Origin of the sequence: Gordonia sp. (in: high G+C Gram-positive bacteria), assembly GCF_012515855.1 — a bacterium.
In the GTDB taxonomy this organism is placed as follows: Bacteria; Actinomycetota; Actinomycetes; order Mycobacteriales; family Mycobacteriaceae; genus Gordonia.
Genome location: NZ_JAAYXO010000281.1, coordinates 1 through 6,473, shown reverse-complemented (window position 1 = coordinate 6,473; position 6,473 = coordinate 1). Strand labels below are relative to the sequence as shown.

General features: G+C 64.5%; 6 protein-coding genes, 2 tRNA genes and 1 pseudogene. 5 read left to right on the top strand and 4 right to left on the bottom strand.

Annotation, left to right across the window (positions count from 1 at the left end):
• The first annotated feature begins 153 nt into the window (after positions 1–153).
• Both GX543_RS18680 and GX543_RS18675 read left to right on the top strand, forming a co-directional pair.
• A tRNA-Cys gene (locus GX543_RS18680) sits at positions 154–225 on the top strand.
• A gap of 132 nt (positions 226–357) precedes the next feature.
• A complete protein-coding gene (locus tag GX543_RS18675; protein WP_290854127.1) occupies positions 358–1,263 on the top strand; it encodes a hypothetical protein in 906 nt (301 codons plus the stop codon).
• Positions 1,264–1,641: 378 nt separating this feature from the next.
• On the opposite strand, the gene GX543_RS18670 is transcribed toward GX543_RS18675, so the two are convergent.
• Positions 1,642–1,716: transfer RNA gene (locus tag GX543_RS18670), tRNA-Val, on the bottom strand.
• A gap of 123 nt (positions 1,717–1,839) precedes the next feature.
• Between GX543_RS18670 and GX543_RS18665 the strand changes: the two genes are divergently transcribed.
• Both GX543_RS18665 and GX543_RS18660 read left to right on the top strand, forming a co-directional pair.
• On the top strand, positions 1,840–2,652 hold the full coding sequence (locus GX543_RS18665; RefSeq protein ID WP_290854125.1) for a maleylpyruvate isomerase family mycothiol-dependent enzyme: 813 nt from the start codon (positions 1,840–1,842) through the stop codon (positions 2,650–2,652).
• Between the two features lie 105 nt (positions 2,653–2,757).
• Complete coding sequence (locus GX543_RS18660) at positions 2,758–3,633, top strand: SGNH/GDSL hydrolase family protein (RefSeq protein WP_290854123.1); 876 nt, start codon at positions 2,758–2,760, stop codon at positions 3,631–3,633.
• A gap of 88 nt (positions 3,634–3,721) precedes the next feature.
• Here the strand turns inward: GX543_RS18660 and GX543_RS18655 are convergent, their stop codons facing one another.
• From GX543_RS18655 to GX543_RS18645, 3 genes are all read right to left on the bottom strand, one after another.
• Complete coding sequence (locus GX543_RS18655) at positions 3,722–4,204, bottom strand: redoxin domain-containing protein (RefSeq protein WP_290854120.1); 483 nt, start codon at positions 4,202–4,204, stop codon at positions 3,722–3,724.
• A complete protein-coding gene (locus tag GX543_RS18650; protein WP_290854118.1) occupies positions 4,204–4,620 on the bottom strand; it encodes a DUF3052 domain-containing protein in 417 nt (138 codons plus the stop codon). Before GX543_RS18650 ends, GX543_RS18655 begins: the two co-directional genes overlap by 1 nt.
• Before the next feature lie 140 nt (positions 4,621–4,760).
• Complete coding sequence (locus GX543_RS18645; RefSeq protein ID WP_290854116.1) at positions 4,761–5,279, bottom strand: hypothetical protein; 519 nt, start codon at positions 5,277–5,279, stop codon at positions 4,761–4,763.
• A 226-nt stretch (positions 5,280–5,505) separates the two neighbouring features.
• On the opposite strand from GX543_RS18645, the pseudogene GX543_RS18640 reads away from it, so the two are divergent.
• Positions 5,506–6,473: pseudogene (locus tag GX543_RS18640) on the top strand (pyruvate dehydrogenase (acetyl-transferring), homodimeric type); the annotation flags it as partial.

The window sequence follows — 6,473 nt, the reverse complement described above, 5'->3', positions numbered from 1 at the left end:
GACGCCTGCGCTCCGATCCCGAGCCCGCACGACTGATGGCCGACGCCGCCGCACGCGCCTTCGGCTCCGGCGCCGTGCTGCGCGACGAGGATTGAAGTCACCGCGACCACAACGGTGGTCGAAGCCGGCCCGCCCGGGCAGAGTTTAAGCCCTGCGGGTGTGGCTGAGAGGCAAGGCAGCGGTCTGCAAAACCGTCCGACGCGGGTTCGAATCCTGCCATCCGCTCTTCGTTTCCGCAGGTCGCGGCGTTTTCACGTCGCGACCTGTGGCGTTTCTGGTCCTTCACCCCGGTCCTACCCCGGTGACCGCGCGCCGTGGGTGCCGATTTTGTCGGTGGCGCGTGGGAAGATGCGAGGCATGTTCGGGTGGCTACGGAGCGTTTGGGACTTCTTCTTCGGCCTGTCGTCGGACGCGTGGGGTGCGATGGCGGCCTGGGCTGGCATTCTCGTGGGGATAGCCACCGTCATCACTGCTGGTGTCTACGTCAAGCGACAGATCGATGCTGCAAGGGCTCTCCAGAATGAGCAGGCACAGCCGAACGTCGTGGCATTGATGGAGGAAGACCCTGCACACTGGACGTTCATCGACTTCGTCATCAAGAACTTTGGGCAGACTCCCGCCTACGACATCAGGATCGGGTTCGAGCCTGAACTGGCCATCGCGCCGGTCCAGGACTTGATCGATCAGCGACTTGTCACACACCTCGCGTATCCGAAAACCATCCCGTTCCTAGCACCCGGCCAGGAATGGCGAACCGCCTGGGACTCCGGGATCGCGCGAGCGAACTGGAGGAAGCGGAATCCCGATGTGCACCTTGAAACCGCCTTCAGCGGCAAAGTGACTTGCAAGGACTCCAGCGGTAACACGCACACGACAACGGTCGAGCTGGATTGGTCCGTCTACGAAAAGTCTCTGAAGGTCGACACGAAGACAGTCCACGATATTGCGAAGATCCTTGAGAAGCACTCGGACCGCGTGAAGAGATTGAACGATACACTTGCGACAATCGAGGGAACGCTAAGTGGCTATGCGAACGAACACGGTGGCGTGTGGGTCTATCCGTCGAGTGCAGCAGAACAGCAGGCGTACCTCGAACAGCAGCGGGCCGAGGCTGCCGAGCGCGATGCACAGCGAAGGGCGCGGCTTGACTCGCTTCGCGGCAGTCCGCCAGAGGGCGAGAACACCCCCACGAGCACGGATGGATCAGCGACCGAAGAGGTAGATGACGCAGACGACGACGAGTCGTCATCAAGAGCGAGCTGATTCCTTCGGGGTACGTCATCGCGGCGGCAACCGGTGGCCCGACCAGCGAGGGCATCCCCAGCGACACGGTTGCCGAGGCCGTCGAGGCCCAAGCGCGACTGCTGAGCCGCAGGCCCGCCCTGGCACCATCGCCGAAGGCCTGAATCCGCGTTCACCCCGGTCTCACCCCGGCGACCGAGGACACAGGCCGTCCTGCGCCGACTCCAGTCCGTCCCAAACTGGCCCGAAAAGTCGATACTTCCTCTGGTCAAGTGGGGTAATCCAGGGCGTCCGGTAGCGATTCGCGCAGGTCCGCGAAGTCTCAGGAAACGCCCGTCGTCCGTTCTGCAAAACCGTCCGACGCGGGTCCGAATCCTGCCATCCGCTCTTTGTTCATCTTGGTGCGCGCAAAGGGATTTGAACCCCTGACCGCTGGTGTGTAAGACCAGAGCTCTACCGCTGAGCTATACGCGCTCGGACGAACACAGTTCGACCATCACCCAAGATATAGCGTGCGCCTCATCGACCCAAACCCGGAGGGAGATTTCGGTTCCGACTAGCGTGGGACGCAGCCCGTTATGCACGAAAGGACCACCCGTGACGACTCTCGTTCCGCAGGAACCGCTGATCAGCGCATTGGAAGCCCAGTGGCAGGCGATCGCCGACCTCGCGTCGACCCTCACCGACGAGCAGTGGGAGGCCCCCTCGGGACTTCCCGGGTGGCAGATCCGCGACATCGTCGCGCACGTCCTCGGCACCGAATCGATGCTCGCGGGACGGCAGCCGGACGCCACGGCAGATGCCGGCGCACCCGAGCACGTGAAGAACCCGATCGGAGAACTCAACGAGCGGTGGGTGGAGCACTATCGATCGCGGTCGCGGGACGAGCTGATGTCCGACTACGCGACGGTGATGGCCGAGCGCAGCAAAGCGCTCTACGGAATGACCGAAGGACAGTGGGACGCAGAGACCGCGACGCCGGTCGGTCCGGAATCGTATGGCCGCTTTATGCGGATCCGAGTCTTCGACTGCTGGATTCACGAGATCGACATCCGCGACGCTCTCGGGCTCGGCACCCCGCAGAACGCCGACTGCGCGCACTGGGCCGTCCGCGAGATCGAGACGACACTCCCCTACATCGTCGGCAAGAAGGCGCGCGCCGAGGTCGGCAGCACCGTTCGCTTCGACATCACCGGCGTCTATCCGTGCACCATCTTCATCGCCACCGAGGACCGCGCGGCGGTGATGCCCGCGATCGACGGCAAGCCCGACACCACGCTGACGGTCGACGGTGTCGACCTCGCTCGTCTGGCCGGCGGTCGGCCGCGCGCCGACGAGTCGAGTGTGCGAGTCGAGGGCGACACCGCCTTGGGCGTCGCGATCGTCCGGCAGCTGCACTACACGATCTGAGCCGTATCCGGCGTTCGGGGCCGCCGAAACGCGGTGGACATGTGACATAACCGACTCGCGATTCCTTTGCGGACACCCGCTGCCGTCGGCTTGAGTGGAGGTGTTGTGTCTACTGAGTACCGAGTTACCCGCCCCGCCCGTCGCCGCACCCTCCGAGCATCCTTCCGTGCCCTCGGCATCGCGATCCTGCTCGTCCTCGCGGCTCCGTTCGGTGTCGCGGTGGTCTCCGCGAAGACGAACGCCGCCGGTGTAGCCGACGCCGTCTCCCGCACCATCACCCAGAACCTCACCCAGCGCGGAGTCTCGGGATCACTGTTCGACGTCCCGTCGTTCCTGTGGGTGTTGACGCATCCCGGCGGCTCCGGCACCAAGAACCTGCCCGGAGATCGGCAGCGGACGATGTGTCGCACCATCGTCCAGATCGGCGACTCGACCTCGGTCGGCCTCGACAACTCCATCCGGGTCCCCAGTCCGTCGGACCGGATGTCATCGCTCTTTGAGCGGGTCGGCGTCGACACGGTGTACCTCAACGCGCTCAACGGCCGCAGCGTCGCCGAGAGGGCAGGCAACGGCACCACCGGCCTCGAGGCGATCGACTACGAGAAGTCCGTCGGCCACGACGGCTGTTGGATCATCGCGCTGGGGGCAAACGACGCTGCCCGCATCAGCGACGGCAGCGCCGTGAGCGCCGATGAGCGCATCGACTTGGTGATGCGTCGACTCGTCGGCCGACCGGTCCTGTGGCCGACGGTGATGACCTCTCACACCGCACCCGATCGCTACTCGATCGCGCGGATGAGGGCGTTCAACGCGGCGCTCGAGCGCGCAACGCATCGGTACCCGAACCTGCGCGTCTACGACTTCGCCGCCCACACGGATCCCTCATGGTTCATCGACGGCGTCCACTTCACCAGCGAAGCGATGATCCAACGCAACCGCCTGCTCGCCACCGGCCTGGCCGTCGAGTTCCCGCAGCGGTAGCCACTGCAGCCGGCACTGGTGAATTCGCGAGTTCGGGCCTTGAACTTCAGCTGAAGTTCAAGGCCCGAATCCGTGTCAAAGCAGTGCGTCAGTCGGCGATCGCCGCAAGTGCCGCATCCCATGTCTCGTCGCCGCGCATCTCGCCCGGTCCGACCATCGCGGAGAACTTGACCGCGCCGTCGCGGCCGACCACGAACGTGCCGCGGTTCGGAAAGCCGCGCTCGGCGTCGAACACGCCGTACTCCTGCGCCACCGAACCATGCGGCCAGAAGTCAGACAGGATCGGGAACAGGAAACCCTGCGCTGACGCCCAGACCTTGTGCGTGGGCGGCGGGCCGACGGAGATCGCGACAACGGTGAGGTCGTCGTTGTCGAAACGCGGGAGATTGTCACGCAAGTACCCGAGTTCGCCCTCGCAGGTCCCGGTGAAGGCCAGCGGGAAGAACACGATCAGTACGTTGCGGTCGCGCAACTTGTCCAGGGCGACCGCCTGGTTGTTCTGATCGCGCAGGTCGAACACCGGTGCGGGGGAACCGACTTCGAGTGGTCCCGCAACCGACTTCGCAGTCATCAGCGTTTTCCTGCGCGTGCTTTCGGCGTGACCAGGCGCGAACCCGACCAGTCACCCAGCGAGATGACCGAGGTCTGCGTCAGCCCGGTGGTCGGAGCGGCCTCGGCGATCTCACTCGGATCGACGTACCCGTCACGACCGGTCTTCGGCGAGAGGACCCAAATGAATCCGCCTTCGGCGAGCGGTCCGATCGCGTCCATCAACGCGTCCACCAGATCGCCGTCGTCGTCGCGCCACCACAGCACGACCACGTCCATGACGTCTACGGCATCCTCGTCGAGCATCTCGGCGTCGATCGCGTCTTCGATCTCAATCCGAAGATCGTCGTCGGTGTCCTCGTCCCACCCGATCTCTTGGACCACCATGCCCTTGGTGAAACCAAGCTTGAGGGCTCTGTCTTCTGGGGCGGTTGCCACCGCGTACGTCCTCCCGTTCGATTGGATCGGCTGCGCTGTCTGCGCATGCCAAGTCACGTCTGAGGGACGTGACCTAGAGCTAGCGTAAAGGCAAAGTGCCGTCACGCACAGAGTCTAACGGTACAAGTCTGCGGTAGATCCTATTCCTGGCTCGCCGAAAGATACTCGGAGCAGGTGTCGAGAAGAGCGGTTCGGTCCGCGGCCCACTCCTTCGAGACTCGATTCAAGGCTTCGCGTCGCTTGCCCTGGATCTGCTCGGCCAGCTTCTCCGAACTGGACACGAACGCTTGCACCTGTTCGTCGACGTCGCCAGGCACATCGGGAGCCACGGCCTTACGAACCATGTCCGCACCGGTATTGAGGGTTTCGACAGCCCACTCGTCCTCGGAGTCGACCTTCTTATAGTCCTGGACCGTGTTGAGCCGCTTGATGAAGGCGTTGTAGTCGCGGACCATCACGCCGGCCGAGGTGATCACCTGCTGGCAGAGTCGAATGACCGCGACCTTCTCGGCTTCCGACGCGCCGGCCCGAACGACGGTCTTCGTCACGACGCCGGGTGTCGGCGTCGGCTCGACATCGTCACGGGTGCCGCAGGCCGCAGACAGCACGACGACCACAGCGAGAGCAACGGACCCGACGGCCCGAGCCGAGAGGCCCACATCATCCCCAAACGCTGAACGCCAACTGGTAGTCAGAACGCTACCGCACAGTAGAAGATGTGACTCGACACATCTATCTCTAATCTTCGTGAATTGCGGCACGATAGACGTTGAGGCCGCGTCATCGTCAGCGGCCGATTTCCGGCCGCCCCACCCCGGCGGCCCAGACATGCAGGCGAGGCGGCCGCCCATCGCGCCGTCTCACCTGCGAGATAGGTGGCAGATAGTGACTGATCAGATCGCCGGAGCGGAGAATCCAGGCATCACGTCGAGCGCAAGCAGCAGTCGCGTCCAGGTCATCCGTGACGGCGTTGCGTCTTATCTGGTCGACAACGATCCCACGGAGACCGACGAGTGGCTCGAGTCGTTCGATGCGATGTTGGCCGACGCGGGACCCGAGCGGGCTCGGTATCTGATGCTCCGCATCCTCGAGCGCGCGGAAGACAAGCGGGTCGGCATTCCCGCCCTCACGAACTCCGACTACGTCAACACCATTCCGACGGAACTCGAGCCGGCGTTCCCCGGCGACGAGGATCTGGAACGCCGCTACCGTGCCATGATCCGGTGGAACGCCGCGATCATGGTTCATCGCGCTCAGCGTCCGGGCATCGGCGTCGGCGGCCACATCTCCACCTACGCGTCGTCGGCCTCGCTGTACGAGGTCGGCTTCAACTACTTCTTCCGCGGCCAGGACCATCCGGGCGGCGGCGACCAGATCTTCATCCAGGGCCACGCCTCCCCTGGCATCTACGCCCGCGCGTTCCTCGAGGGCCGCATCGACGAGCATCGTCTCGACGGCTTCCGCCAGGAGCAGAGCCACGCGGGTGAAGGCGGCGGCCTGCCGTCGTACCCGCACCCGCGCCTGATGCCCGAGTTCTGGCAGTTCCCGACGGTCTCGATGGGCATCGGTCCGATGAACGCCATCTACCAGGCCCGCGTCAACAAGTACCTGCACGGCAACGGCATCAAGGACACCTCCGACCAACACGTCTGGGCGTTCCTCGGCGACGGCGAGATGGACGAGCCGGAATCGCGCGGCCTGGCGCAGGTCGCCGCCACCGACGGCCTCGACAACCTCACGTTCGTGATCAACTGCAACCTGCAGCGTCTCGACGGCCCGGTCCGCGGCAACGGCAAGATCATTCAGGAACTGGAGTCGTTCTTCCGCGGCGCCGGCTGGAACGTCATCAAGGT